The 22909-nt window shown below is 65.3% G+C and carries 27 protein-coding genes; 11 read left to right on the forward strand and 16 right to left on the reverse strand.

Features of this window, described 5'->3' with window-relative positions:
• Positions 1–14 precede the first annotated feature (14 nt).
• The gene (locus ACQY5B_RS25375; protein ID WP_500862115.1) at positions 15–326 is read left to right on the forward strand and encodes a DUF7742 family protein; all 312 of its coding nucleotides are present in this window, start codon (positions 15–17) and stop codon (positions 324–326) included.
• Here the strand turns inward: ACQY5B_RS25375 and ACQY5B_RS08845 are convergent.
• Complete coding sequence (locus tag ACQY5B_RS08845) at positions 233–595, reverse strand: TraR/DksA family transcriptional regulator (protein ID WP_420325562.1); 363 nt, start codon at positions 593–595, stop codon at positions 233–235. The genes ACQY5B_RS25375 and ACQY5B_RS08845 overlap by 94 nt on opposite strands.
• 62 nt (positions 596–657) lie before the next feature.
• Between ACQY5B_RS08845 and cysE the strand changes: the two genes are divergently transcribed.
• Positions 658–1464, forward strand: coding sequence for a serine O-acetyltransferase (cysE, locus tag ACQY5B_RS08850; protein WP_305968412.1), 807 nt, complete (start codon positions 658–660; stop codon positions 1462–1464).
• 99 nt (positions 1465–1563) lie between these two features.
• Here cysE and ACQY5B_RS08855 read toward each other — a convergent pair whose 3' ends face one another.
• The 8 genes from ACQY5B_RS08855 to ACQY5B_RS08890 form a co-directional block, all read right to left on the reverse strand.
• Positions 1564–2874: a pyruvate dehydrogenase complex dihydrolipoamide acetyltransferase gene (locus tag ACQY5B_RS08855; RefSeq protein ID WP_420325561.1), complete on the reverse strand. Its 1311-nt coding sequence runs from the start codon at positions 2872–2874 to the stop codon at positions 1564–1566.
• Between the two features lie 69 nt (positions 2875–2943).
• On the reverse strand, positions 2944–3201 hold the full coding sequence (locus tag ACQY5B_RS08860) for a hypothetical protein (RefSeq protein ID WP_420325560.1): 258 nt from the start codon (positions 3199–3201) through the stop codon (positions 2944–2946).
• Positions 3198–4571, reverse strand: a complete 1374-nt coding sequence (locus tag ACQY5B_RS08865) for a pyruvate dehydrogenase complex E1 component subunit beta (RefSeq protein ID WP_420325559.1) — start codon at positions 4569–4571, stop codon at positions 3198–3200. The genes ACQY5B_RS08860 and ACQY5B_RS08865 overlap by 4 nt, the downstream gene beginning before the upstream one ends.
• 4 nt (positions 4572–4575) lie before the next feature.
• Positions 4576–4959: a VOC family protein gene (locus tag ACQY5B_RS08870; protein ID WP_420325558.1), complete on the reverse strand. Its 384-nt coding sequence runs from the start codon at positions 4957–4959 to the stop codon at positions 4576–4578.
• On the reverse strand, positions 4959–5960 hold the full coding sequence (gene pdhA / locus ACQY5B_RS08875) for a pyruvate dehydrogenase (acetyl-transferring) E1 component subunit alpha (RefSeq protein WP_420325557.1): 1002 nt from the start codon (positions 5958–5960) through the stop codon (positions 4959–4961). Before pdhA ends, ACQY5B_RS08870 begins: the two co-directional genes overlap by 1 nt.
• A gap of 131 nt (positions 5961–6091) precedes the next feature.
• Complete coding sequence (locus ACQY5B_RS08880) at positions 6092–6394, reverse strand: FtsB family cell division protein (RefSeq protein ID WP_305968406.1); 303 nt, start codon at positions 6392–6394, stop codon at positions 6092–6094.
• A gap of 135 nt (positions 6395–6529) precedes the next feature.
• Positions 6530–6673, reverse strand: a complete 144-nt coding sequence (locus ACQY5B_RS08885; protein WP_305968405.1) for a hypothetical protein — start codon at positions 6671–6673, stop codon at positions 6530–6532.
• Complete coding sequence (locus ACQY5B_RS08890; protein ID WP_305968404.1) at positions 6670–6909, reverse strand: YdcH family protein; 240 nt, start codon at positions 6907–6909, stop codon at positions 6670–6672. The genes ACQY5B_RS08885 and ACQY5B_RS08890 overlap by 4 nt, the downstream gene beginning before the upstream one ends.
• Before the next feature lie 120 nt (positions 6910–7029).
• On the opposite strand from ACQY5B_RS08890, the gene ACQY5B_RS08895 reads away from it, so the two are divergent.
• The 3 genes from ACQY5B_RS08895 to ACQY5B_RS08905 all read left to right on the forward strand — a co-directional run bounded on the left by ACQY5B_RS08895 (position 7030) and on the right by ACQY5B_RS08905 (position 10125).
• Positions 7030–7965: a hydrogen peroxide-inducible genes activator gene (locus ACQY5B_RS08895; RefSeq protein ID WP_420325556.1), complete on the forward strand. Its 936-nt coding sequence runs from the start codon at positions 7030–7032 to the stop codon at positions 7963–7965.
• Positions 7966–8006: 41 nt separating this feature from the next.
• Entirely contained in the window at positions 8007–9014 is a 1008-nt protein-coding gene (locus ACQY5B_RS08900; RefSeq protein WP_305968402.1) for an alpha/beta hydrolase, read from the forward strand.
• Between the two features lie 88 nt (positions 9015–9102).
• Positions 9103–10125 carry an alpha/beta hydrolase gene (locus tag ACQY5B_RS08905; protein WP_305968401.1) on the forward strand — a complete coding sequence of 341 codons (1023 nt, stop codon included), beginning with the start codon at positions 9103–9105 and terminating at the stop codon, positions 10123–10125.
• 21 nt (positions 10126–10146) lie between these two features.
• Here ACQY5B_RS08905 and ACQY5B_RS08910 read toward each other — a convergent pair whose 3' ends face one another.
• Entirely contained in the window at positions 10147–11337 is a 1191-nt protein-coding gene (locus tag ACQY5B_RS08910; protein WP_420325555.1) for a phosphoglycerate kinase, read from the reverse strand.
• A gap of 125 nt (positions 11338–11462) precedes the next feature.
• Between ACQY5B_RS08910 and ACQY5B_RS08915 the strand changes: the two genes are divergently transcribed.
• From ACQY5B_RS08915 to ACQY5B_RS08925, 3 genes are all read left to right on the forward strand, one after another.
• The gene (locus ACQY5B_RS08915; RefSeq protein WP_305968399.1) at positions 11463–11975 is read left to right on the forward strand and encodes a peptidylprolyl isomerase; all 513 of its coding nucleotides are present in this window, start codon (positions 11463–11465) and stop codon (positions 11973–11975) included.
• A 181-nt stretch (positions 11976–12156) separates the two neighbouring features.
• Positions 12157–12666 carry a peptidylprolyl isomerase gene (locus ACQY5B_RS08920; protein ID WP_305968535.1) on the forward strand — a complete coding sequence of 170 codons (510 nt, stop codon included), beginning with the start codon at positions 12157–12159 and terminating at the stop codon, positions 12664–12666.
• A gap of 92 nt (positions 12667–12758) precedes the next feature.
• Positions 12759–13727 carry a DUF3179 domain-containing protein gene (locus ACQY5B_RS08925; RefSeq protein WP_420325554.1) on the forward strand — a complete coding sequence of 323 codons (969 nt, stop codon included), beginning with the start codon at positions 12759–12761 and terminating at the stop codon, positions 13725–13727.
• Between the two features lie 7 nt (positions 13728–13734).
• Here the strand turns inward: ACQY5B_RS08925 and ACQY5B_RS08930 are convergent, their stop codons facing one another.
• Complete coding sequence (locus tag ACQY5B_RS08930; protein WP_420325553.1) at positions 13735–14610, reverse strand: GNAT family N-acetyltransferase; 876 nt, start codon at positions 14608–14610, stop codon at positions 13735–13737.
• Between the two features lie 47 nt (positions 14611–14657).
• On the opposite strand from ACQY5B_RS08930, the gene ACQY5B_RS08935 reads away from it, so the two are divergent.
• Positions 14658–14807, forward strand: a complete 150-nt coding sequence (locus tag ACQY5B_RS08935) for a hypothetical protein (protein ID WP_424975857.1) — start codon at positions 14658–14660, stop codon at positions 14805–14807.
• Between the two features lie 3 nt (positions 14808–14810).
• Here the strand turns inward: ACQY5B_RS08935 and ACQY5B_RS08940 are convergent, their stop codons facing one another.
• Together ACQY5B_RS08940 and tyrS are read right to left on the reverse strand one after the other, a co-directional pair.
• Entirely contained in the window at positions 14811–15983 is a 1173-nt protein-coding gene (locus ACQY5B_RS08940; RefSeq protein ID WP_420325552.1) for a hypothetical protein, read from the reverse strand.
• Between the two features lie 104 nt (positions 15984–16087).
• Positions 16088–17341: a tyrosine--tRNA ligase gene (tyrS, locus tag ACQY5B_RS08945; protein ID WP_305968394.1), complete on the reverse strand. Its 1254-nt coding sequence runs from the start codon at positions 17339–17341 to the stop codon at positions 16088–16090.
• A 62-nt stretch (positions 17342–17403) separates the two neighbouring features.
• On the opposite strand from tyrS, the gene ACQY5B_RS08950 reads away from it, so the two are divergent.
• Positions 17404–18510, forward strand: a complete 1107-nt coding sequence (locus ACQY5B_RS08950) for an anhydro-N-acetylmuramic acid kinase (RefSeq protein WP_420325551.1) — start codon at positions 17404–17406, stop codon at positions 18508–18510.
• 326 nt (positions 18511–18836) lie between these two features.
• On the opposite strand, the gene moaA is transcribed toward ACQY5B_RS08950, so the two are convergent.
• Positions 18837–19844, reverse strand: a complete 1008-nt coding sequence (gene moaA, locus ACQY5B_RS08955) for a GTP 3',8-cyclase MoaA (RefSeq protein WP_420325550.1) — start codon at positions 19842–19844, stop codon at positions 18837–18839.
• A 75-nt stretch (positions 19845–19919) separates the two neighbouring features.
• On the opposite strand from moaA, the gene ACQY5B_RS08960 reads away from it, so the two are divergent.
• Positions 19920–20402, forward strand: a complete 483-nt coding sequence (locus ACQY5B_RS08960) for a hypothetical protein (RefSeq protein ID WP_420325549.1) — start codon at positions 19920–19922, stop codon at positions 20400–20402.
• Here the strand turns inward: ACQY5B_RS08960 and ACQY5B_RS08965 are convergent.
• Entirely contained in the window at positions 20399–21076 is a 678-nt protein-coding gene (locus tag ACQY5B_RS08965) for a DNA alkylation repair protein (protein ID WP_420325548.1), read from the reverse strand. The two genes, ACQY5B_RS08960 and ACQY5B_RS08965, sit on opposite strands and share 4 nt — an antisense overlap.
• Positions 21073–22890 (reverse strand): glutamine--fructose-6-phosphate transaminase (isomerizing), encoded by a 1818-nt coding sequence (gene glmS, locus ACQY5B_RS08970; RefSeq protein ID WP_420325547.1) that lies wholly within the window; start codon positions 22888–22890, stop codon positions 21073–21075. Before glmS ends, ACQY5B_RS08965 begins: the two co-directional genes overlap by 4 nt.
• Positions 22891–22909: the final 19 nt, after the last annotated feature.

The following is a 22909-nucleotide window of genomic DNA, read 5'->3' on the forward strand; positions in this document are numbered from 1 at the left end:
GGGCCTTGTTGCCTGTGTCGTCCGCAATGCGTTCAGACCTAGCCCGCCGGTTGATAGACGAAGCCTGTGCTGCCGAGCTTCATTGCCGACGAACGGGGCGAGCGCATGGACGCTGGGGCAACGGGACGCTGATGGGGGCAGCGCAGGGCCACGACATGGGGCGGGAATCCAGCTTCGACGATCCGGACTTTCTGGATTGCCAGGTGAAGATGCTCGAAGCCTTGTGCGCTTTTTATCGGCCAGATGCGCAGGCGATACAGCGCATCGCGGTCGAATCCAGTTCGAGGCGCTTGATGGCGATCTCTTCGCCGCAATCTTCGCAGTAGCCGAAGTCTTCTTCTTCGAGGCGCGCCAATGCCGCTTCCAACGCGCGGCGCTGGGCGTCGCGACGTGCCTGTGTTGCCTTGGCCATCGACTGGTTCAATAGTGCATCCTGCCGCGATAGACGACCGACGGCCTGCTGATCCAGTTCCACCGTCGCTTGTCCGTCGCGGCCGAGGGCATCTTCTTTGTCGAGAGCCAGCAGCCTGTCTTGGATCAGGGTCCGGAAACGGCGTGCCTTAGACTCATCCATATCGAAGATTTCCCTTATCACGGAATTGCGTTTCGATCAGGCGAGCCTATCTGATAAGGTCACGGCGTCAAAGGAGGACAGGCATGGCTGAAACGCGCGCACATTTGGCCGAGCTGGACCCGGTCTGGGCCAGAATTCGAACCGAGGCCGAGCAGGCGGTCATCGACGAACCGTTGCTGGGCGGCCTCGTGCATTACTCGATCCTGCACCATCCGACGCTGGACAGGGCCCTGAGTTACCGGATTTCCTTGAAGCTCGCCAACCCCGAGATGTCCGAACAGATCCTGCGGGAGATCTGCGACGAGGCCTATGGCGAGGCGCCAGAGCTGGCGCTGTCCGCGCGGGCGGACATCGCGGCGACGTACGAACGCGATCCGGCCTGCCATCGTTTCCTGCAGCCGCTGCTCTTCTTCAAGGGGTTCCAGGCCGTGCAAGCCTATCGCGTGGCCCATTGGCTCTGGACCGAGGGACGTCGTGACCTGGCCTATTTCTTCCAGATGCGCAGCTCTGAAGTCTTTGGTATCGATATTCACCCCGCCGCGCGTATCGGCAAGGGGATCATGATCGACCATGCCCATTCCATCGTTATCGGTGAGACGGCTGTGGTGGGTGACAACGTCTCGATGCTGCATTCGGTGACGCTTGGCGGCACCGGCAAGGAAGAAGAAGACCGCCATCCCAAAATCGGCGATGGAGTCCTGATCGGCGCGGGAGCCAAGGTTCTGGGCAATATCCGAGTGGGCGACTGCTCTCGGATTGCGGCGGGTTCGGTGGTCCTCAAAGAAGTTCCACGCTGCTCGACCGTGGCGGGTGTGCCTGCCAAGGTCGTGGGCGAGGCGGGATGCGATCAGCCCTCGATCAGCATGGACCAATTGCTGCGGGGCAGCTGAAACGTCCGGACATCCGATAGGAACGAGCGGCGCGTACACATGGAAACGCGCCGCTTTTGATTTTGGAATAATGGCTTTGTCCCGGCGCCGCCGAGGTTTTCAGGCCAGCAGCGCGAGCGGGTTTTCCAGTCCGTCGACGATCGCCTGTAGCAGCTCGGCGCCGAGCGCACCGTCGATCACGCGGTGATCCACCGACAGTGTCACGGACATGACCGTGGCGACCTGGATCTGATCGTTCTCTCCGACAACGGGTTTCTTGACGCCCGCACCGACGGCCAGGATGGCGCCGTGCGGCGGGTTGATGACCGCGTCGAAATTCTCGATCCCCATCATGCCGAGGTTGGAAATGGCAAAGCTGCCCCCTTGGTATTCTTGCGGGGCAAGTTTTCGGTCCCTCGCCCGGGCGGCGAGGTCTTTCATTTCTGCGGAGAGGGTCGAGAGGTTTTTCTGGTGGGCATCGCGCAACACCGGGGTAAAGAGACCGCCCTCGATGGCCACGGCGACGGCCACGTCGGAAGGCGCGAGTTGCAGGATGCGGTCCCCGGCCCAGACAGCGTTGGCGGCCGGCACCTGTTGCAGAGCGTTGGCGCATGCCTTGATGATGAAGTCATTGACCGAGAGCTTGATCCCGCGACCGGCAAGCTGGTCGTTCAGCTGCTTGCGGAAGGCCATGAGCGCATCGAGGCGAATGTCCCGGCGCAGGTAGAAATGCGGAATGGTCTGTTTCGCTTCGGTCAGGCGTGCGGCAATGGTGCGGCGCATGCCGTCGAGCGGGATTTCCTGGTGCGGGCGGTCGGCGTAAGTCTTGAGCACTGCATCGGCGCTTGCACCGGTAGTGGCGGGTGCCGCAGGCGCCGCGGGCGCATGCTGTGCCGGAGACCTGTCCGGTTCGGAGACCGGGGCAGAGGAGGCCGCTGCCGCCTCGACATCGGCCTTGACGATGCGCCCGCGCGGGCCGCTGCCCGTGATCTGCGCAAGGTCCAGGCCCTTTTGATCGGCGATCCGGCGCGCCAGCGGCGAGGCGAATATGCGTGTGCCGTCCGCTGCCTGCGGCGGTGGAGGGGCGGCTTTCTCGGGGCCCCCGGCGGGGGCCGCCTCGGCAGCCGCGCCGGCCTGCGCCTTTGGCGCCGTGGCCGGTGGGGCGTCGGCAAAATCCTCGGCGCTTTCGCCCTCTTCCAGCAGCACGGCGATGGGCGTGTTGACCTTCACCGCCTCACTGCCTTCAACCACGAGGATCTTGCCGATCACCCCTTCGTCCACCGCTTCGAATTCCATCGTGGCCTTGTCGGTTTCGATCTCGGCGATCACGTCGCCGGAGCGGACCTCGTCGCCTTCCTTGACCAACCATTTGGCCAGCGTGCCTTCCTCCATCGTCGGGGACAGGGCGGGCATGAGGATTTCCGTGGGCATCTTTGATCCTCCTCTCAGCGCTGTGACAGTCGCTGGACGTGGGTATTTTTGCCAAGAAGAAGCCGCATCTCAGCGAGCCTCGATCAGCGTCAGGATATCATAGGGCGGGCGCGGGGTGTCGCCGCGCGCCAGCCGGTCGACTGCGCGGGCCAAGGCCGTGCGATGGGCGGCGATCCATTCGTAGGCGTCCTGGTGCGAAGGCCGCGCGCCGGGGCGCAGTGCGCTGGCCATCAGGCATTCGGGCACGAAGGCGGCGCCGGCATCGGTCTCGATGCGGTAGGCCTCGCGCGCGACGTCGCGGCCCCGGACCTCGACGCGGCCGGTCACCGGTAGCAGACCTGTTTCGCGGCCTCGATCACCTCGGGCGTGGTGACCAGCGCGTGACGTTCAAGATTGGCCGCATAAGGCATGGGCACGTCCTTGCCGGTGACATTGATCACCGGTGCGTCGAGCCAGTCGAAGGCCTGCTGCATCAGCGTTGCCGAGATGTAATTGCCGATCGACGCCACCGGCCAGCCTTCCTCGACGGTCACGCAGCGGTTGGTTTTCTGCACGCTCGCGATCACCGTTGCCGTGTCGATGGGACGCAGGCAGCGCAGGTCGATGACTTCGGCCTCGATGCCTTCTTCGGCGAGCTTCTCGGCCGCTTCCAGCGCGTAGGTCATGCCGATGCCGAAGCTGACAATCGTCACGTCAGACCCTTCGCGCCAGATCCGGGCCTTGCTCAGCGGAACGGTGAAATCCTCCAGCATCGGCACGTCGAAACTGCGGCCATAAAGGATCTCGTTTTCGAGGAAGATCACGGGGTTCGGGTCCCGTATCGCGCTTTTCAAGAGGCCCTTGGCGTCCGAGGCGCTGTAGGGCATCGCGACCTTGAGACCGGGAATATGGGCATACCAGGCGGCGTAATCCTGGCTGTGCTGGGCGCCGACACGGGCGGCGGCGCCGCTGGGGCCGCGAAAAACGATGGGACAGCCCATCTGCCCGCCGGACATGTAGAGCGTCTTGGCCGCCGAGTTGATGATCTGGTCCATCGCCTGCATCGCGAAGTTGAAGGTCATGAACTCGACGATGGGCCGCAAGCCGCCAAAGGCGGCGCCGACACCGATGCCGGTAAAGCCGTGTTCGGTAATCGGCGTGTCGATCACGCGCTTGGAACCGAACTCGTCCAGCAGGCCCTGGCTGATCTTGTAGGCCCCTTGGTACTCGGCAACCTCCTCACCCATCAGGAAGACATCGCCGTCACGGCGCATTTCCTCGGCCATCGCGTCGCGCAGGGCCTCGCGGACCGTCTGTTTCTTCGTCTTGGTGCCGTCGGGCCAGTCCGGCTCGGGGCGGGCGGCCTCGACCTTGGCCGGGGCGGCAGGTTCGGGCGCCGCCGCGGCGGGCTGGGCCGCAGGTTCCGCCGGTTGAGCCGCCGGGGCCTGATCCCGGGCCTGGTCCGGGACCTCTTCGCCCTCTTCGACCAGCACGGCGATAGGCGTGTTCACCGCGACGTTCTGCGTGCCCTCGGTGACAAGTATCTTGCCCATGACACCTTCGTCCACGGCCTCGAATTCCATCGTGGCCTTGTCGGTCTCGATCTCGGCGATCACGTCGCCGGCGGTGACGGTGTCGCCTTCCTTGACCAGCCACTTGGCCAGGGTGCCTTCTTCCATCGTGGGGGACAGGGCGGGCATGAGAATTTCGGTTGGCATGTGGTCACTCTCTCCCCGTTGCGGGCGTGATGAAGCCCACGATGTTGCCTTCGCCATCTTCGACATAGGCGGCGCGCCCGATGCCGGGATAGTCTTTCGGCGGCAAGGCCTCGGCGCCGCCGTTGTTCAGTGCCCAGTCATATAGGGCGTCGCAATCCGCCACCTCGAAGGTCAGCGTACAGCCGCGGATCGGGCCGTGCGGGGCAGGGGCCGGCCCCATGCGACGCATCATGCCTCCGGTGAGGTCGGCGCCAAGGTTGGCGCCGGTCACCAGGTGATAGTCCATCTCTTCGCCACCCGGCATGGGGTCAAAGGACCAGCCGAATAGCCCGGCATAGAAGGCGCGTGCGCGCGGTGGATCGCTGACATGGATCTCGAAATGCGGCATCAGTCGGTGGCCTCCGCGTAGATATCGGTCCAGAGCTCGTCGAGCGCCGGTTCCGGGCTTTCGCGGGCGAACTCGGCAGAGGCGTTGACCACCGCCTTGATCTCCTTGTCGATGGCCTTGAGATCCTCCTCTGAGGCATGACCGCCCTGAACCAGCATCTCGCGGACGTGGTCGATGGGATCGCGCTCCTCGCGCATTTTCGACACTTCTTCGCGGGTGCGGTACTTGGCGGGGTCCGACATCGAATGGCCGCGATAGCGGTAGGTCTTGATTTCGAGGATGTAGGGGCCCTTGCCCGCGCGGCAGTGTTTGACCGCCTTCTCGCCCGCCGCCTTGACCGCCAGCACATCCATGCCGTCGACCATCTCTCCGGGGATGCCGAAGGCGTTGCCACGGTGATAGATGTCCGGGGTCGAGGTGGACCGCTTCATCGCCGTGCCCATCGCGTACTGGTTGTTCTCGATGACGAAGACCACCGGCAGTTCCCAGAGCGCGGCCATGTTGAAGGTCTCGTAGACCTGGCCCTGGTTGGCGGCGCCATCCCCGAAATAGGTGAATGTTACGCGGCCGTTGCCCTTGTACTTGTCGGCAAAGGCGAGACCCGCGCCCAGGGGCACCTGCGCGCCGACGATACCGTGGCCGCCGTAAAAGTGCTTTTCGCGGCTGAACATGTGCATCGAGCCGCCCTTGCCCTTGGAATAGCCGCCCTCGCGTCCGGTAAGTTCCGCCATCACGCCGTTCGGATCCATCCCGCAGGCCAGCATATGGCCGTGATCGCGGTAGGAGGTGATGCGCTTGTCGCCCTCTTCGGCGGCTGCCTCCAGCCCGACCACCACGGCCTCCTGCCCGATGTAGAGGTGGCAGAAACCGCCGATCAGCCCCATGCCGTACAGCTGGCCGGCCTTTTCCTCGAACCGGCGGATCAGCAGCATGTCGCGGTAATACTGCGTCAGCTCCTCGGGCGAGACATTGGGTTTCGCCGTTGTCTTTCGGGCTGCCATGACACTCCTCCCCAGGACTCGTTCAGCGCTGAACTACTTTGGGCGAGGATAGGCGGGGTGTGGCACGGCGTAAAGCCTATACCCGTCCGGCCATGCGGGCCGGGCGGAGCAAGGGCAAAGGCAAGTGGGTGTCAGTGCACAACAATCTCGTCGCTGCGGATCAGGCCCAGTACGTCGCGTGCCTGCTGGTCCAGCAGGTCGAGATCCAGGAAGTCGTCAGACAGGCGGCGGGTAAGATTTTCCATCCGCGCCACCTCGGCGTTCAGCTCGGCCAACTCGCGGGCCAGCTTGTCGCCCTCTACGGCGATTTCCGCGCGGCGGAACAGGCCGGAATCCCCTTGCACGGCGGCAAAGGTGAAATAGGCCGAAAGGCTCAGCGTCACGGTGAAAAAGACGAGTGCCCCCAGCGAAGGGCGCGATCGACGGGATGTCATGTGTCTGCCTCAAACACGCGCCTCTTTGGGGGCGCATGAGGGGAGAGTGGCACAGCCGCGCGGGAAAGGGAATCCCGCGCGGCGCCTGATTCGCGGCGCGCTGCAAAAAGTCCTTGCAGCGTTGCATTCATGCACTCAGCGCCTGGGCGACTCGGTTTTCGGGGCGGGCGGGCGCGGGGGCGGGGCGCCGCCCGGAACCGCCTCGGCGAAATCGTCCGGGTCGCCGCTGCGCAGGAGCTGGGCCGCGCGCAGGAAGTCCAGCGGACCGAAGGGGGTCATGCGGCCCCCTGGGGATTGTCCCGATGCATTGACGACAGCGTCTGTAGCAAGCCGCTGTAATAGGTCATCTCGTCCTTCAGCATCAGCTTTCGCGATTTCAGGGCGCGCAGGCGGCTCATGCTGGGCAGGGGGCGGCGCTGTTCGGCCTCGATGTCCTGTTCCAGCGCGGCGTGGCGGCTGCGGAGCGCCTGAACGCGGGCCTCCAGCGACGTGGTGCCGGTTTTCGCTGTCTTCATCTTGCGGTCCTCCTCTGGTGTTACGGTACCGAGATGGGGGGTGCAAAATCGGGATAAAACCCAATGCTATGATGATTTTTCATTGGTTTTTCCTATTTGTTGGGAAACAGGAGGCCCATCGTGCCCGAGACCCCCAGCCTGCGCCAGTTGCGCTACTTTCTACTTTTGGCCGAGGCCGGACAGTATGGCCGCGCCGCCACGCGCGCAGGTATCAGCCAACCCTCGCTCAGCCTGCAGATCGCGGAACTGGAAAAGCGGCTTGGCCTGCGCCTTGTGGAACGCCGCCGCCGCGGTGTCGTCCTGACCCCAGAGGGTCGCGAGGTGCGCGCCCGTGCCGCCCGCATCGCCGAAGAGGTCGAGGCGCTGGTGGACACCGCGCAGATGCTGGGAACGGGCAGGGCGGCGCAGTTGCGGCTGGGCTCGACGCCCACCATCGGCCCCTACCTTCTGCCGGGGCTGGTCCGTCGCCTGCATGCCGCCGACCCGGACGCCAAGCTGATCTTGCGGGACGGCGCGCCGCGCGACCTGACAGAGGACCTGGTCGCCGGGCTGCACGACGCGATCCTGACGCAACTGCCGGTTCAGGCCCGGGACGTCACCGTGACCCGGCTGTTCCGCGAGCCATTGGTGGTGGCGATGGCCCATGATCACCCGCTGGCCGCGGCGGATGAGGTGCGCGATACCGACCTGGCCGGTCAGGACGTGCTGTCCCTGTCACCCGCATTCGCCCTGCATGATCAGATCGCCACGCTTTGCCGTGACCTGGGCGCGCATCTCAGCGCCGACTACGAGGGGACCAGCCTCGATGCCCTGCGCCAGATGGTGGCGATGAACATGGGCCTCAGCTTTTTGCCCGCGCTTTATGTCCGTTCGGAAATCAGCGCGCCGCGCGGCGACGTGGCGGTGCGTCCCTTCCGCAAGGGGCGGTTCACCCGGTCCGTCGGTCTGGTCTGGCGGCGAAGTTCGGGGCGTGTGGCCAGTCTGGAACGGTTGGCCGATGTGCTGCGCGAGGTCATTCGCGTCGATCACGCAGGTGTTGTCATTCCCGAGGGCTGAGAGGTCTCGACCTTGCATGCGGTTTGCCCGATTGTGCGGCCATGACTCGCGTGTTCTTTGTCCTGACGATCTGTCTTTCCGTCGCCGCTTGCGGTCCGCGCGGCATGGTTTCCCTTGTCCAGGGCATAAAGCCCGAAGCCTATGACGCGGCGGTGCAGCGGGTCTTTATCGCCAGCAACCGCCACCTCGAACAAGGGTCACCGGAAGAGGCGTTGCACCAGGCCTTCGGCGAGAGCCGCGACCCGGTGGTGAGTTATGGCCGTATCGACATCTCGATCCCGCCCGTTCACCAGCCAGGACGGATCGAATGGCCGGGCAACGACCGCCCGGACCCGGCGCAGCATTTCGTGGCCCTGTCCGGCGAACGATACGCCAGCCAACTGGCCTTTTTGCGTGATCTTCCCCGCCCGGGCGGGCGTCCGGACGTGGTGCTGTTCGTACACGGGTTCAACGTGAACAACGCCGAGGCGGTCTATCGCCTGGCGCAGATCGCGCATGACTACCGGACAGACGACCCGGTCATCAGTTTCTCCTGGCCGTCGGCGGGTGATCCGCGCGGCTATGTCTATGACCGCGACAGCGTGATCTTTGCGCGTGACGACCTGGAATCGCTGTTGCTGGGCCTGTCGCGTGACAAGCGCCGGGTGCTGATCATAGCCCATTCGATGGGCAGCCAGCTGGTGATGGAAACGCTGCGGCAGATTTCGATTTCCGGCAAGGGCAGGGCGCTGACCAGCATCATGGGCGTGGCGCTGATCAGCCCCGATATCGACGAGGATGTCTTTCTGCGGCAGTCGCGCCGGATCGAGCCGTTCCCCGAACCCTTCATGATTGTCGTCTCTCGCCGCGATCGGGCCCTGGGCCTTGCAGCCCTCTTGACTGGCACGCCGTCGCGGCTGGGCTCGATCGAGGATCCCTCGAGGCTGGCGCAACTGCCGGTCGAGATCATCGACCTCAGCAGCATTCCGGGCGGCGACAGGGCGGGACATTCCACCGCCTTCACTGCGCCCGAGGCGATCCGCCTGCTGCGCGACCTGGCCGCGCCATAGGGGCGGCGATGCATCGCTGCACTGATATTGGCGCGCTGACGCAACAAAGGGCTGGAAACGAATCGCGGTCCAGTTAAATTTTTGTCGCATGACGAAAGGCTTATTCATCGTTCTCCTGGCAGGTCTCGTTGCCGCCTGCGCCCCTCGGGGAGAGATCGACCATGTGCCGCGCGCCGTGGCAGGGGCCATCGACCTGCGGCGTGTCTTTGTTGCCACCAACCGCAACCTCGCCCCCGAGGGTGACCTGGAGCTGGTCCGCCAGGCGTTCGGTGCGGCCCGCTCTCGGGAATTGCGCTATGGGTGGGCCGACATCTCGATCCCGCCCAACCACGAGGAGGGAGAGATCGAATGGCCCGGTTCGGCCAAGCCCGATCCGGCCCGCCATTTCGTCACCCGCGACGGCGCGCCCTATCCGGGCAAGCGCGAGTTTCTCGACGGGTTGACCTTTGCCTCGCAACCGGGGCGCAAGGACGTCGTGCTGTTCGTGCACGGGTTCAACGTGCGCAACGCCGAGGCCGTCTACCGGGTTGCACAGGTGGCGCATGACTTCGACGCCAAGATCCCGATTGTCCTGTATTCCTGGGCCTCTGCGGGGCGCGTGCGCGGCTATGTCTATGACCGTGACAGCGTGATGTTCTCGCGCGACGGGCTGGCCCAGGTGTTACGGGACCTCGCCAGCGAGGGCTGGCGCGTGACCCTGGTCGCGCATTCGATGGGTGCGCAATTGACGATGGAGGCACTGCGTCAGGCGGCCATCGCCGGGGACGAGGCATCGCTCAAGGCTTTGCGCGGCGTGGCGCTGATCAGCCCGGACATCGACGAGGATGTGTTCGTCCAGCAGGCGCTGAAGATCGAGCCTTTCCCCGAACCCTTCCTCGTGCTGATCTCCAAGATGGACTCGGCGCTCAGCGTGTCGGCTTGGCTGACGGGCAAACCCTGGCGATTGGGGTCGATTCAGGACAAGACGCGTTTGGCGGGCCTGCCGATCCGGATCGTCGATCTCAGCGATTTCCGGGGCGGCGACCGGCGCAAGCACATCACGGCCCTGACCGCGCCCGAGGCGATCAAGGTGCTGTACAGGATGGAACGGGAACTGGCCCGGCAGCGGTAGGCCGCCGGGCTCGAAGGGGGATCAGGCTTCCAGCGCAGCGACGCCGGGCAGGGTCTTGCCTTCCATCCACTCCAGGAAGGCGCCCCCGGCGGTCGAGATATAGCTGAACCCGGAGGCCGCACCGGCCTTGTTCAGTGCGGCGACCGTGTCGCCGCCCCCCGCGACGGACACCAGTTTGCCCAGTTCGCTGCGGTCCGCAGCGTGTTTCGCCGCGGCGTTGGTGGCCGCATCGAAAGGCGCGATCTCGAAGGCGCCCAGCGGGCCGTTCCAGATCAGTGTCTGCGCCTCGTCGATCGCGGCGATCACGGCGGCCACGGATTCCGGTCCGGCGTCCAGGATCATCGCGTCCGCCGGGCAGGCATCCGCCGGAACGGTCTCGTTCTCGGCGCCTTCCTTGAACTCGCGCGCAACGACGACATCCGTGGGCAGCAGGATCTTGCAGCCGGCCTTCTCGGCCTTGGTCATGATCTCTTTCGCGGTGCCGGTCATTTCATGTTCGGCCAGCGACTTGCCCACGTCGATACCCTTGGCGGCCAGAAACGTGTTGGCCATGCCTCCACCGATCACCAGCATGTCGACCTTCTCGACCAGGTTGCCCAAGAGGTCCAGCTTGGTCGAGACCTTGGCCCCGCCGACCACCGCCAGAACGGGGCGCGCGGGTTTGCCAAGCGCACCCTCAAGGGCTTCCAGCTCGGCTTGCATCAGGCGACCGGCGCAGGCGGGCAGGGCATGTGCCAGCCCCGTGGTCGACGCGTGCGCCCGGTGCGCCGCCGAAAAGGCGTCGGAACAATAGACATCCCCAAGCGCGGCCATCCCGGCCACCAGTTCCGGGTCGTTCTTTTCCTCGCCCGCGTGGAAACGGGTGTTTTCCAGCAGGGCGACCTGGTTCTCGCCCAGCCCGTCGATCACCGCAGCCGCCGCCGGGCCGACGCAGTCGCTTGCAAAGACAACCTCGACGCCCAGCACCGCCTCCATCGTCGGGATCAGCGGTTGCAGGCTCATGTCGTCGCGCCGTTCGCCCTTTGGCCGGCCGAAATGCGCCAGCAGCACCGGCTTGCCACCCTTGTCCAGGATGGTCTGCACCGTTGCCGCGATCCGTTCGATCCGTGTAGCGTCGGTCACTTCCCCGTCTTCCATCGGCACGTTGATGTCGACCCGGGTCAACACGCGCTTTCCCTCAAGGTCCATGTCGTCAAGGGTGTTCCAGCCCATCTCTCACTCTCCGGTCGCAATTCCCCGGCCCACTAGACCCGATGTGCCGTGCAGGTCAACGCCGTCTTGGCTTTGGCCGCGTCACAGGCTACCTCTCGTCGCAAATGAGAAACGGAGAAAGCCCAATGGCCGATATCAAGGACCCGGAAAACACCATCCTGATGGAACTCAAGGACGGCACCGTCACCATCGAGCTGCTGCCCGACGTGGCACCGGATCATGCCGCGCGCATGAAGGAACTGGCGCGTTCGGGCGCCTATGACAATGTCTGCTTTCACCGCGTGATCGAGGGCTTCATGGCCCAGACCGGCGACGTGGCGCATGGCAACATGGAAAAGGATTTCAACCTGCGCCGCGCGGGCACCGGCGGGTCCGACCTGCCGGATCTCAAGGCCGAGTTCTCCAAGCTGCCGCATGACCGTGGCACCCTTGGCGCCGCGCGCTCGCAGAACCCCAACAGCGCAAACTCGCAGTTCTTCATCAACTTCAAGGACAACCATTTCCTGAACGGCCAATACACGGTGTATGGCCGCGTGATCGAGGGCATGGAACATGTCGATGCGATCACGCGGGGCGAACCGCCCGCGAATCCCGACCGCATGATCTCGGTGAAGGTGGCCGCAGATGTCGCGGGTTAAGGGCGGAATTCTCGCGGTCGCCGTGCTGCTGGTCGGCATGGGCTGCTATTCCGTGCTGCGCGGCGGGGCTGGGGCGGTGGATGCCGCCCCCGATCCTGCCGCACCTGCCGAGGACGGCGCCACCGTCGTGCCTGCGCCCGCTGCCGAGCCGGTTCTCGAACCCTTGCCGGAAGGCGCGGACATGGGGCTTCAGATCCGGGTGGCGGGTGAGGCAGAAGGCACGATCACCATCGACCTCTTCGAGGACGTGGCCCCCGGTCACACCGCCCAGATCGTCGCGCTGGCCAAGGCCGGCGCCTATGACGGCGTGGTCTTCCACCGGGTGATCGACGGCTTCATGGCCCAGACCGGGGACGTGCAGTTCGGCCGTACCGGCGCCGAGGATTTCGACATGCGCCGCGCCGGCATGGGGGGCTCGACCCTGCCGGATCTCGAGGCTGAATTCTCCGACATGTCCTTCGAACGCGGTGTCGTCGGCATGGCGCGGTCGCAGGACCCCGACAGCGCCAACTCGCAGTTCTTCATAATGTTCGCGCCCGGTCCCTTCCTCGATGGTCAGTACACGATCGTCGGCAAGGTGACAGAGGGCATGGACGTCGTCGACGCGATCAAGCGCGGCGACCGTCGCGCCAACGGCGCCGTGACCGGAGAGCCGGACCGCATGGTCAAGGTCACCGTCACGCAGGAGTGACCCGAACGCACGCGCTTTCAAAAGCGCGTGCGGCCCACTGGGCAGAGGCCACGTTTCACGGCATCCTTCGGAGCAAGCCCGGAGGAGATCCAATGCGCCTTTTGCCCAGACTTGCTTTCCTTTTGACGGTTGCAGCCACTGCCGTTTCCGCGGATCCGTCTTTCTGGCGCCACGAATGGCCGGACACGGATTTCGAAAAGACCACCATCACCAACTGGGCCGAGATCATGTCGGGCGGTCCGCCCAAGGATGGCATCCCGGCGCTCTCCGATCCGCAACTCATCCCGGTCGATCAGGAAAGCCGCATTCCAGGGAGCGAGCCGGTCATCACCGTCGTGATCGAGGGCGAGCGCCCGCGCGCCTATCCGATCCGCTATCTCACCTGGCATGAGATCGTGAACGACGTCATCGGAGAGGTGCCGGTGGCCGTCACCTTCTGCCCCTTGTGCAACTCTGCGCTGACATTCGACCGGCGCGTGGGGGACAGGGTGCTGACCTTCGGTGTCTCGGGCAAGCTGCGCAACTCGGACATGGTCATGTATGACCGCGAAACCCAAAGCTGGTGGCAGCAGGCCATCGGCACCGGCATCGTGGGTGACCTCACCGGGGTCGAACTGGACACGCTACCCAGCTGGATGGAAAGCTTTGCCCAGTTCCGTGACCGCAACGCGGAGGGGGTTGTCATGGCGGAACCCGCCTGGAACCGGCCCTACGGTCAGAACCCCTATCGCAACTACGACTCGTCAAAACGGCCCTTCCTCTATTCCGGAGAGATGCCGCCGCATGACATCCCGCCGTTGATGCGGGTGGTGCGCGTGGGCGACCGGGCCTGGCCGATGGACCGGCTTGCCGAGGCAGGCGAGGTGCGCGAGGCGGGGGTCGTCATCACCTGGCGTGCCGGTCAGGCCTCGGCGCTGGACGCGGGCCGGATCGCGGCGGGGCGCGACGTGGGCTCGGTCCGGGTGCGGGACGCGGGGGGTGCCGACCTGCCGCACGACGTGATGTTCGCCTTTGCCTTTCATGCCTTCTGGCCCGAGGGGCAGTGGATGCTGGGCGAATAGGGCGGGGCTATGCCGCCATCCGCAGGGGCAGGCGTCGCGCCAGCGGCGCCAGCGCGCCAAGGTGTAGCCATGTCCCGCCCAGGCGATGAACCCGCGCGCCGGTGCCCAGCTTGAAATGGGTGACCCCGGGGGCGTCCTGCAAGTTCAGGATGCCGAGATCGAGACAGTCATGCCCCCGCTCCGCAAGCGCCCGCATGGCGCGCCAGAGCAGCAGGTTCATCGCGTGGCTCCTGCGTCCCTCGGGCGTGGTCACGCCGATCTGCCAAGTGGCCATGCGCCCGTGCCTCAGCATCACGGCGCCCGCGACGGGCACACCCTTGTCTAGCGCCTCAAACACCTGCGCAGCGCCGGGGGTGGCCCGGGCAAAGGCTGCGCTGAACGCCGGTGGCAGACCCCGATAGCCCCTGGCGCGTGCCTGCGCGGCCTCGGCAGTCAGGATCCAGTGATCCGGGGTCAGGTCCGTCTCACGCAGCGTGAGCCCGGAGCGTTCCGCCCGGTTCAGCCGGTTGCGCCATTTCTGTGCGAGGGCGGATCGCATCCCGGCCTCGCAGCCAAGTGGCAGCAGCGCCAGCGTTGCGGGCGTCACCAGAGGCCAGAAACCGGCGGCGCGCAGCGCCCCGGCGCTCAGCCCATCGGCATTCAGCACCAGTGGCCGCCCGTCGTGCCAGCGCGCCCAATCTTGCAGCCAGGTGTCCAACGCGCCCGGTTTTGCCGCGACCGGCCCGCGCGACACGAGGTCCAGCCGCCCCAGCGGGCCGAACCGGCGCGACTGCACCTGCCAGACCACCCCGCTGTCGTTGCGGCAGCGGCGCAGAGACCGGCCAAGCGCGGCGCAGGCGCGCGCGAACTCCTGTGACTGGGGCAGGGGCAAGAGCAGGGACATGGGCCTCATTAACGACATGGAAAGTTTCCATGCTGTTAACTCCGCTCATGATGACCGAACGCCTGCGTCAAGATCCGCCCCGCATACCCGCCCGTGACATGGCCCGCCCGCGCCCGACAGCGGGTGCCGCGCTCTTGCTGGCGGTGGCGCTGTCACTTCCCTTTGTGGCCCTGGCCGTGGTTCAGGCGCTGCTCTGATCCTCAGGGCTGCGGCGGGTCCATGTGGATGGCGTTGATCGGCGCGGCATTGGGATAGATCCCGATACAGGGCAGGTCGACCTCTATGGTGCAATCGTAGCACTCTCCCGACACAGTCAGCTTGACCGTCGGCGCGGAGCAGGACAATCCCTGCCGCACCGAGATTCCGTAGTATTCGAAATAGCTCAGGCCGGCCTGGAACTCTTCCCATGCGTTGGCCGGAAATTCGCATTCATAGCGGCGCCCGGACAAAGAATCGCTGAAGGCACCGCGCGACCGGATGATGTCGCCGTCGCGTTGCAGGGCGGGACGGTCCTGCAACGGGACAAGATCGACATAGCTTGGCGCGATCTCGGCCGCGTTCATGCAGATCGCGCTTTCGAAATCCCCGCGTGAGAAAGGGTATTCGCCGTAGGTCAGCGAATTGGGTTCGACCTCGATCCCCCAGCGGACCGCCTGGCCCACGGTGTCCAGGACCAGCATCTCAGAGGGCAGATAGGTCACCATCTCGGAAAACAGGTCGCTGGACATGAAGATGTTGCCGTTGGCGATCTGCCGCGAAATCAGCGAGGTCGCGTCCATGCCGATCTTCCAGATCTCCTGCACCTGCGCGCGGCTATAGCGGTCCGAGTCGAACCGCAGGAACGGCGCGTGCAGACCCAGCCGGCCCAGGGGATGCAGCAACTGGTTCGACCGCCCCTCATAGGCCGCCGTGCCCGAAAACCGCACGAATCGTCCGGCCAGAAAGACATAGGCACAGGCGCTTTCGCACCGATCCCCGCGCGCGATGGCGGTCTGGATGCCGCTGGGGCCGCCATTCCCGTCCGCGCTTTCCTTGCGGATGTAATCCACGATCCGCAATGCTTCGGTCAGCGATCCGCCCGGGCTGTCCAGGCAGAGGCGGTGCGAGAAAAAGGCCATCGGACCGTAATCCACCGCCGGGGCGAAATTGCGGTAGATCAGCGGGTGATCCGGCGACGGGCTGTCGATATGGGCCACAAGCGAACGGTCGAGAAAGGGCCTGATCCGTTCCAGGTCGCCGTTTTCGATCACGCCTGACAGGCGCGCGGTACAGCCCATCTCGGCCATCTCCGGGGTCACGTCGGTTTCCAGAACGGCGGCACCGGCGTCGGAGCAGGCCATACAAAGAGCGACAAGAACGGCAGGCAATCGCATGAAAGTAAACCTCTTTTTGGTACAGCTATCTACTCCGGCCACCTTGCGGTGACCGGAGGCATGGATCAATACCGTCGAAGAGATTTTGGGCCGGGACCGGCGGCTCACTCCGCCAGCTTGACCAGCGCGTGCCGCTTCTTGCCCGCCGACAGCTTGACCGGAGAGGAAAGCGCGCCCGCGTCCAGCATCATGCCGGCATCGGTCAGCGGCGCGTCGTCGATGCGCGCGCCGTTCTCGGCGATCAGGCGCTTGGCCTCCTTGCCGGATTTCGCGAGACCCGACTTGACGATCAGCTGCACGATGGAAATGCCATCGCCCAGATCCGCCGCCGACAGTTCCAGCGTCGGCAGATCCTCCCCGACGCCGCCTTTTTCAAAGACTTCGCGCGCCGTGGCCTCGGCCGCCGCAGCCGCTTCGGCCCCGTGACACAGGGTGGTCACCGCATTGGCCAGAACGATCTTGGCGTCGTTGATCTCGGAGCCGGCCAGCGCGCCCAGGCGTTCGCATTCGTCCAGCGGCAGCTCGGTATAGAGCTTCAGGAAGCGGCCAACGTCGGCATCGGTCGTGTTGCGCCAGAACTGCCAGAACTCATAGGGGGACAGCATGTCCGAGTTCAGCCAGATGGCACCGCCCTGGCTCTTGCCCATCTTGCGCCCGTCGCTGGTGGTGAGCAGCGGCGAGGTCAGGCCATAGATCTCTTCGTCCAGCACACGGCGGGTCAGGTCGATGCCGTTGACGATATTGCCCCACTGGTCGCTGCCGCCCATCTGCAAGGTGCAGCCATAGCGGCGGTACAGCTCGAGGAAGTCGTAGGCCTGCAGGATCATGTAGTTGAACTCGAGGAAGCTCAACGATTGTTCGCGGTCCAGCCGCGATTTCACCGACTCGAAGGACAGCATCCGGTTGACGCTGAAATGCCGGCCGATGTCGCGCAGGAACTCAAGGTAGTTGAGCCCGTCCAGCCATTCGGCGTTGTTCAGCATCAGAGCGCCGTTCCCGGCCTCTCCATACTCCAGGTACTTGGCAAAGACCTGTTTCATGCCGTCGATGTTGGCGTCGATCTGGTCCGGCGTCAGCAGCGGGCGTTCATCGGCGCGGAACGAGGGATCGCCCACCTTGGTGGTGCCGCCGCCCATCAGCGTGATCGGCTTGTGCCCGGTTTTCTGGAACCAGCGCAGCATCATGATGTTCAGCAGGTGCCCGACATGCAGCGACTGCGCGGTGGCGTCATAGCCGATATAGGCGGTCACCACCCCATTGCTCAGCGCCTCGTCCAGCGCCTGGTAGTCGGTGCAGTCGGCCAGGTAGCCGCGCTGCATCATGACGGCCATGAAATCCGATTTGGGATGGTAGGTCATGCGGGTGCCTCTGTATACTGCGCGGCGCAGGTATAAGCGCGGGCAGGGCCGAGGGAAAGAGCATGTTGAAGGATGGGGCCGTCTGGGCGCTTGGCGCCATGTCGGGGACCTCGCTGGACGGGGTGGATGCGGCCATGCTGCACACCGATGGGATGCGTATTCTCGATTTCGGCACCAGTGGATACCGCGCCTATTCCGAAGAGGAGCGCGCGGTGCTGAAGTCCGCCCTGGGCCGTTGGCCCGGTGCGGGGCTGGAGCCTGCGCTGGAGGTGATCCAATCTGCGCATGTGGAACTCCTGTCGCAGTTCCCGGGGGCACAGATGGTCGGGTTTCATGGCCAGACCCTGGCGCATGAGCCGCGCGGCCGCGGCACGCATCAGCTGGGCGACGGTGCTGCGCTCGCGCAAGCTTTGGGAAAGCCGGTGGTCTGGGATTTCCGCTCTGCCGACGTGGCCCTGGGGGGTGAAGGCGCACCTTTGGCGCCCTTCTTCCACTGGGCCTGCGCGCGCCACATCGGCGCGCGCGAACCGCTTTGTTTCCTCAACCTCGGCGGTGTTGGCAACCTGACCTGGGTCGATCCCCGCGTTGACAAGCCCGAGGCCGAAGGGGCGCTGTTGGCGTTTGACACGGGGCCCGCCAATGCGCCGATCAACGACCTTGTCGCCGAACGGTTGGGCCTCGATTGCGATCTCGACGGGCGGCTGGCCCGCAAGGGGCGGGTCGAGGAAGGCGCGCTGGAACTTTTCCTGGACGAAGGCTATTTCCGCAAGATGCCGCCCAAGTCTCTGGACCGGGACGATTTTTCCCTGATGCTGGATCTCGTGCGGGAATTGTCGGATGCCGATGCGGCGGCAACCATGACCGGGATGGCGGCGGCAGCGGTCATGCAAGGCATGGAGCATTGCCCGAAACCGCCCGCCCGCGTGCTGGTCACGGGGGGCGGGCGCAAGAACCCGGTGATGATGCGGATGCTGGCGGCCGGACTGGATTGTCCGGTGGAATCCGTGGAAAAGGCGGGCCTGGATGGCGACATGCTGGAGGCGCAGGCCTTTGCCTATCTCGCGGTGCGCGTGGCCCGCGGCCTGCCGACATCTGCGCCGGGAACAACGGGGGTGGCGGCCCCCGTGGGGGGCGGACAGATCAGCCGGCCGGAAAACGTCCTGCGATGAGTCGCGCCTGCGGCGCGTGCCTCCGGCGGGAGGTATTTGGAGAGAGAAGAAACATGGGGCGGTTTCAGAACACCCGCCTCGTGGCGGGCACGAGACGGGCGTGAAGCAATGCCGGTATCTGCCGGGCGCTTCTTCGGGCACGGTCATCGGCTCTCCAGCCTGTAGCGCGCTGCCAGGCTGGCGCATTGACCTTAAACAGACGTGAACGACCCATTGGATCTTTGGGTGTTTCTTTGGGCCGAAACTACCTCCGGGGAGCGCGAGGGGCAGAGCCCCTCGTCCAAACACGCTGTGCGGCGCAGCCGCTCCGCCGGATCGGTCGGACGTCAGCCGCCCGTGTGGCTCATGTGCCGGGACACGCGCCCATCGACACCCTGTCGGGAATAGTCGAAGTCATGCCCCTTGGGTTTCAGCGCGATGGCCGCGCGGATCGCTTCTTCCAGCGGTTCGTCGCTGTCGGGATGGTTGCGCAGGGCCGCGCGCAGGTCGGCGTTGTCTTCCTGGCCCAGGCACATGAACAACTCGCCCGTGCAGGTCAGGCGCACCCGGTTGCAGCTTTCGCAGAAGTTATGCGTGAGCGGCGTGATGAACCCGATCTTCTGCCCGGTCTCTTCCAGTCGGACATAGCGGGCGGGGCCGCCGGTGCGTTCGGGCAGATCCGTCACGGTATAGTGCTCGGCCAGCCGCGCGCGCAGGTCGGTCAGTTTCCAGTACTGGTCCAGCCGGTCCTCATTGCCGATGTCGCCCATCGGCATGACCTCGATCCAGGTCAGGTCCATGTCGCGTTCGGCGCACCATTCGGTCATCGAGAACAGTTCATCCTCGTTGAAACCCTTTAGAGCCACCGCGTTCAGCTTGACCCGGAGGCCCGCCGCCTGCGCCGCATCCAGCCCGCGCAGGACCTGCGGCAGGCGACCCCAGCGGGTGACGTCGGCAAACTTCTTCTCGTCCAGCGTGTCGAGCGAGACATTCACCCGCCGCACGCCCGCCGCGTAGAGATCCCCGGCAAACCGTTCCAGTTGCGAACCGTTGGTCGTCAACGTCAGCTCTTTGAGCGCGCCGGAGTCGAGGTGCCGCGTCATGCGGCGGAAAAACGTCATGATATCCCGGCGGACCAGCGGTTCCCCGCCGGTGATGCGCAGTTTCTCGACGCCCAGTCGCACAAAGGTCGAACACATGCGATCCAGCTCTTCGAGGGTCAGCAGTTCTTTCTTTGGCAGAAAGGTCATGTTCTCCGACATGCAGTAGACGCAGCGGAAATCGCAGCGGTCTGTGACGGAGACCCGAAGATAGGAGATCGGGCGCTGAAAGGGATCGATGAGCGTTTGTGTCATGTTCTCGACACTAGTCCTCGGCCGGAAATTCGGCAAGAGTGCCCAAGGAAATGTCATGAACGGGGAGGGACGCAAATGCGCGGTATCCTGAAGACACTGTTGATCTTTGCCGCCTTGGCGCCCGCGGGCTGCGGCAAACTGCCCTTCCTTCAGGACCGCTCGCAGGCCGAGGCACCCGCGCCGCAGCCGCAGACCTCGCCGGAGGGCGCAGCAGCGGTCAGGCCACCTGAGGGTGCCCGCACCGCGGAACAGTTCGACACGACAACGGCCGATGAGCGCAAGAAGGCGGCTGCTGCGCCCAAGCCGGGGGGCGAGACACTGCTGGGGGAAACCGTGGCCAGCCTGGGCGATCCGGCGGCGACCGGGTTCTGGCTTGAAACACCGCTGGTGACATCGGTGCGCCAGGGCCGGGTGGAAAATCCGGCCACCGGGAAATCCTCGCAAGTGGAACTGCGCCCGATCGAGGGGGGAGGCAGCCGGATCTCGCTGGCGGCCATGCGGCTGATCGGCGCCTCGTTGACCGATCTGCCGACGCTCAAGGTCTTTGCGGGCGGCTAGGGCAGGTACTTGCCCGCCTCCTTGCGCGCAAAGGGTTTCATCGCCGCGCCATGTGCGTCGAGGAAATCGCGCGCGGCTTCGGCGTCATGTTTCGACAATTCGCGAATCCACCAGGCCACGGCCTTCTGGATGAACCACTGCTGGTCAGGCACATAGCCCGCCGCCCAGGCCATCACGCGCGTCCGGGCCGCGGCCTGCTCGGGCTTGGGGAAATTCAGATGCGCGAGCGGCAGGGTGATGACCAGCGCCCCGCGTTTGGTCCAGAGGTGATCGCTGGTGGTCCAGGTTTCGACCTCGTCCAGCCTGGACAGATCCGCCATGATCCGCCGCTGGCCTGCCATGCAGGCATGATCGGCCACCGCCCAGGCGTCGAATGTCGGCACCCAGGAACAGATCAGCCGCCAGGCCTCTTCGTCGGGACGAAGGCGGGCCTGGGTCAGCAGCTTGGCGGCCAGGATGCGCGCCTCGTGGATGTCGCTGGCCCAGAGCGCCTCGGCCAGCGCGACGCGGCCCGGCACGTCCATGCCTTGCCGCCAGTCCTTTGCCAGGTCGTTCAGCACCGGGTTGGGTACGCCCAGGTAAACGCGATCCACCTTGTGATAGCGCGCCGATCCCTCGGCGCGTTCCGCGTCGCCCTGCGCGCGCAGGGTGTCGAGGGCCTGCTCGGGTGTCACTCCACCGTCACCGATTTCGCCAGGTTGCGCGGCTGGTCGACGTCGGTCCCCTTGGCGATGGCCGTGTGATAGGCCAATAGCTGTGCGGGCAAGGCATAGAGAATGGGTGCCAGCAAGTCGGGCACCGTCGGCATCTGCACCACGCGCCAGACGTCCTGGCCCGCTGCCGCCGCGCCTTCTGCATCGGTGACGAGACAGACCTTGCCGCCACGCGCCATGACCTCCTGCATGTTCGACACGGTCTTTTCGAAAAGCGCATCCTTGGGGGCCATGACCACCACCGGCACATGCTTGTCGATCAGCGCGATAGGACCGTGTTTCAGCTCTCCAGAAGCGTAAGCTTCGGCGTGTATGTAGCTTATTTCCTTAAGTTTTAGGGCGCCTTCGAGCGCCAGGGGATACATCAGGCCGCGCCCCAGGAAGAGGATGTCCCGCGCCTCTGCCAGCTTGCGCGCCACGCCCGCGATCACCTCGTCGCGGTCCAATGCGGCGTTGAAGGTGCCCGGCAAGGCGCGCAAACCCTTGAGGATCTCGTCGCGCGCCTCGGCTGTCAGCCGTCCGCGCGCCTCTGCCGCCTTGAGCGCCAGCAGGAGCAGGACGTTCAACTGGCAGGTAAAGGCCTTGGTCGAGGCAACGCCGATTTCCACTCCGGCATGAATCGGCAGCGCCAGGTCGCTTTCCCGCGCGATCGAGCTGTTGGGGACATTGACCACGGAAAAGATCTTGTCGGCCTTGTCCGCGCAATAGCGCAGGGCGGCCAGCGTGTCCGCCGTCTCGCCCGACTGGCTGACGAACAGCGCGGCGGTGCCGGGCAGCACGGGCGGCTCGCGGTACCGGAACTCGGAGGCGATATCGACCTCGACCGGCAGGGCCGCAAGCTGTTCGAACCAGTATTTCGCGGTCAGGCAGGCGTAATAGGCGGTGCCGCAGGCGACCATCGTCAACCGGTCGATCGCGGCAAAATCGATTCCCGGATCGGGCAGGGCGATGCCCTCGTCGGTCAGGTAGGCGTTCAGAGCATTCGACAGGACCTGCGGCTGTTCCGCGATCTCCTTGGCCATGAAATGCTTGTACCCGGCCTTGTCGACGCGCGCGGCATCCATCTGGACCTTGCGCATCTCGCGGTTGACCAAGCGGCCCGCCTCGTCGCGGATTGTGACGCCTTCGCGGGTCAGCACCGCGCGGTCGCCTTCTTCCAGGTAGGTGATACGGGGCGTCAGCGGGGCCAGTGCGATGGCATCGGAGCCGACGAACATTTCCCCATCGCCATGCCCGATCGCCAGGGGCGATCCCTTGCGCGCCGCGACCATCAGGTCCTCTTCGCCGTCAAAGAGAAAGGCCAGGGCAAAGGCGCCCTCCAGCTTGTCGATGCAGGCCATCGCCGCATCGACCGGCGCCAGCCCCGTCTGCATCAGGCTGTGGGTCAAAAGCGCGATGGTCTCGGTGTCGGTGTCGGTCGCGGGGATCAGTCCGGAAGACTTAACTTCGTCTCGTAACTCTTTGTAATTTTCTATGATTCCGTTGTGAACCACGGCCACGGGGCCGGACTTGTGCGGATGGGCATTGTCGGTCGAAGGTTCGCCGTGGGTGGCCCAGCGGGTGTGCCCGATGCCCGATTTCCCCGCCAGCGGGTTGTGCACCAGCGCGTCCGAGAGGTTGACCAGCTTGCCCATTGCGCGGCGCCGGTCCAGGTGGCCGTCGTGCACGGTGGCGATGCCGGCGCTGTCATAGCCGCGGTATTCCAGCCGACGCAGCGCCTCGACCAGTTGCGGGGCCACTTCGTGGGTCCCTAGAATGCCTACGATTCCACACATGTCCTCAAATCCCTCGTCT

Source organism: Antarctobacter sp. (genome assembly GCF_965277915.1).
GTDB lineage: Bacteria > Pseudomonadota > Alphaproteobacteria > Rhodobacterales > Rhodobacteraceae > Antarctobacter.

Bases quoted from the DNA above. Each gene is read 5' to 3' on its own strand.
- ACQY5B_RS08950 (WP_420325551.1), top strand. From the start codon at position 17,404: ATGTTGAAGGATGGGGCCGTCTGGGCGCTTGGCGCCATGTCGGGGACC.
- cysE (WP_305968412.1), top strand. From the start codon at position 658: ATGGCTGAAACGCGCGCACATTTGGCCGAGCTGGACCCGGTCTGGGCC.
- ACQY5B_RS08930 (WP_420325553.1), bottom strand. From the start codon at position 14,610: ATGTCCCTGCTCTTGCCCCTGCCCCAGTCACAGGAGTTCGCGCGCGCC.
- ACQY5B_RS08940 (WP_420325552.1), bottom strand. From the start codon at position 15,983: ATGCGATTGCCTGCCGTTCTTGTCGCTCTTTGTATGGCCTGCTCCGAC.
- ACQY5B_RS08960 (WP_420325549.1), top strand. From the start codon at position 19,920: ATGCGCGGTATCCTGAAGACACTGTTGATCTTTGCCGCCTTGGCGCCC.
- ACQY5B_RS08905 (WP_305968401.1), top strand. From the start codon at position 9,103: ATGACGAAAGGCTTATTCATCGTTCTCCTGGCAGGTCTCGTTGCCGCC.
- ACQY5B_RS08880 (WP_305968406.1), bottom strand. From the start codon at position 6,394: ATGACATCCCGTCGATCGCGCCCTTCGCTGGGGGCACTCGTCTTTTTC.
- pdhA (WP_420325557.1), bottom strand. From the start codon at position 5,960: ATGGCAGCCCGAAAGACAACGGCGAAACCCAATGTCTCGCCCGAGGAG.
- ACQY5B_RS08855 (WP_420325561.1), bottom strand. From the start codon at position 2,874: ATGCCCACGGAAATCCTCATGCCCGCCCTGTCCCCGACGATGGAGGAA.
- ACQY5B_RS08935 (WP_424975857.1), top strand. From the start codon at position 14,658: ATGATGACCGAACGCCTGCGTCAAGATCCGCCCCGCATACCCGCCCGT.
- ACQY5B_RS08920 (WP_305968535.1), top strand. From the start codon at position 12,157: ATGGGGCTTCAGATCCGGGTGGCGGGTGAGGCAGAAGGCACGATCACC.
- ACQY5B_RS08890 (WP_305968404.1), bottom strand. From the start codon at position 6,909: ATGAAGACAGCGAAAACCGGCACCACGTCGCTGGAGGCCCGCGTTCAG.
- tyrS (WP_305968394.1), bottom strand. From the start codon at position 17,341: ATGACCTACCATCCCAAATCGGATTTCATGGCCGTCATGATGCAGCGC.
- ACQY5B_RS08925 (WP_420325554.1), top strand. From the start codon at position 12,759: ATGCGCCTTTTGCCCAGACTTGCTTTCCTTTTGACGGTTGCAGCCACT.
- glmS (WP_420325547.1), bottom strand. From the start codon at position 22,890: ATGTGTGGAATCGTAGGCATTCTAGGGACCCACGAAGTGGCCCCGCAA.
- ACQY5B_RS08915 (WP_305968399.1), top strand. From the start codon at position 11,463: ATGGCCGATATCAAGGACCCGGAAAACACCATCCTGATGGAACTCAAG.
- ACQY5B_RS08885 (WP_305968405.1), bottom strand. From the start codon at position 6,673: ATGACCCCCTTCGGTCCGCTGGACTTCCTGCGCGCGGCCCAGCTCCTG.
- ACQY5B_RS08910 (WP_420325555.1), bottom strand. From the start codon at position 11,337: ATGGGCTGGAACACCCTTGACGACATGGACCTTGAGGGAAAGCGCGTG.
- ACQY5B_RS08900 (WP_305968402.1), top strand. From the start codon at position 8,007: ATGACTCGCGTGTTCTTTGTCCTGACGATCTGTCTTTCCGTCGCCGCT.
- ACQY5B_RS08870 (WP_420325558.1), bottom strand. From the start codon at position 4,959: ATGCCGCATTTCGAGATCCATGTCAGCGATCCACCGCGCGCACGCGCC.
- moaA (WP_420325550.1), bottom strand. From the start codon at position 19,844: ATGACACAAACGCTCATCGATCCCTTTCAGCGCCCGATCTCCTATCTT.
- ACQY5B_RS08865 (WP_420325559.1), bottom strand. From the start codon at position 4,571: ATGCCAACCGAAATTCTCATGCCCGCCCTGTCCCCCACGATGGAAGAA.